This window comes from Candidatus Woesearchaeota archaeon, from assembly GCA_003694805.1.
Classification (GTDB): domain Archaea; phylum Nanobdellota; class Nanobdellia; order Woesearchaeales; family J110; genus J110.
Genome location: RFJU01000020.1, coordinates 1 through 1858 on the forward strand (window position 1 = coordinate 1; position 1858 = coordinate 1858).

A 1858-nucleotide genomic window follows, 5' to 3' on the forward strand; every position below is an offset into this window, starting at 1 on the left:
AAAGGATACTTTTCAACGATTAGTTGGTAATACCACAGGTTTAGAGATAACCAACGCCCACAACCCCTCCCACCTCGCCGGCCTCGGCGACTTCATCAAAGCACTCATACAATCACGTCGGAGCACCCCGGTGCGCGACGTGGATCTCGAGAACATGCTCCACGACATCCACACCAAAGTACACACACAAAAAATCATCCTTGTCGGTCACTCGCAAGGATCTTTTTATACCAACGCACTCTACGAGTACCTCACGAACAACGGCATACCCGAGAGCGCCATTGCCGTGGTGAATGTGGCAACTCCGGCGTCGTCAGTAGCCGGCGGTGGTGCCTACGTCACCTCTGCAACCGACAAGGTCATCAACGCGGTACGCACCGGTATCACGCTCGCCGGTGGCAACCCGCCCCTGCCGGCCAACACCACCTTCACCCTCACTCCGGCAGAAGAAGCGAATCCGTTTGGCGGACACTCGTTCTCTGAGGTGTACCTTGAGCAAGGTGACTTTCTCATCATCTCACACATACGCAACGCCATAGACCGCCTCACCACCGCTCCGGTACCCGACACAGTCGCGAGCGGCTGCTTCAACCCGCCCGGGGTCACCCTTGCCACTAAAGCAAAACAACTCGCTCTTGATACCGGAGACGCAACACTCACCATCGGCACGCTACCACTGCGCATTGCCCGCACCGTCTCAGATACCATACTCACGGTTGTCGATACCTATGTCGTGCATCCCATCGCCTCGTTTCTCAAACCGCACACACCGCAAACGGGCGAAGAATCCCCGGCACCTCCACCGGTGGTACCACCCACACCACCACCGACACCACCTACCGAACCCACACCCGACCTCTCGCATCTCCAAGCGCAACTCAACCAAGCAACCGCACTCGTCGCACTGCTACAACTCCAGATACAACAAGTACAACAAGAACGCGAAGCAGCAACATCGTGCACCACAACTTCCATCAAAGGACCCTGGGACCTCTTCTGGTGGCAAGGCGACACCGGTGGCTGTGATGATCCCACACCCGGCGTGACCAAAATGTTCCACGCACCCATCAGTGGCGCCGGTGGTGAGAGTGTGTGCACCGTCAACTGCATCATTGGTCCGCCACCTGGAGCACCGCCTGATGGCGGGCCGTTGTAGTGGCGTGTATATCGGTCGTTGGGTGGTTGGGTTGCTGTTGGGCGGTTCTGTATGAGAAACGGCACGCATTTGCCGTTGACATTTTTTACCCTTCCTATACAATAGCGACCACGTATATGAGTACTGTTTTGACGAACCGAAAAGCGAGCCGATAGAGGTGTCTTTTGCAAACACTCTCTAGAGGCCGCGCAAGCGGCTCTTTTCATTTCAGTGCACATATACGAGATCTTTGACAAATTACATAACATTGAAATCGACATGTAGGTAGCGTGTCTCAAAAAATATTGATGGTCCAGCCGACCATCGGTCTTTCCGCTTTGAGGCACGCATTGCATTGGTGTATTGCAGGCGCTGAGGAATGCCATGTAATACACAAACAAAAAGACACAAAGTGGTTAGTGGAACTCCTTACAGGAAGTTCCATTAAGGGCACATGGTGGATGCCTTGACTGAATGAAGCGATGAAAGACGTGGTCTGGCTGCGATAAGCTTCGGGGAGGTGCCAAACAACCTTCGATCCGGAGATCTCTGAATGGGGGAACCCCATCGAGCAACACTCGATGACCTTGTTTTGGTAAACAAAACAGGGGGCGTACCCGGGGAATTGAAACATCTCAGTACCCGGAGGAAAAGAGACCAATAGGTATTTCCTGAGTAGCGGCGAGCGAAACGGAAGGAGCCCAAACCTCTCTGCTTGCAGAG

Annotated in this window: 1 protein-coding gene and 1 other annotated feature; the gene reads left to right on the top strand. The window is 54.1% G+C overall.

Annotated features, from left to right (window positions below):
- Positions 1 to 1156, top strand: a 1156-nt coding sequence (locus tag D6783_00815) for a hypothetical protein (GenBank protein RME53810.1), incomplete at its 5' end; no start/stop codon positions are given.
- 415 nt (positions 1157 to 1571) lie between these two features.
- Positions 1572 to 1857: a sequence feature (possible 23S ribosomal RNA but 16S or 23S rRNA prediction is too short), on the top strand.
- Position 1858 lies beyond the last annotated feature (1 nt).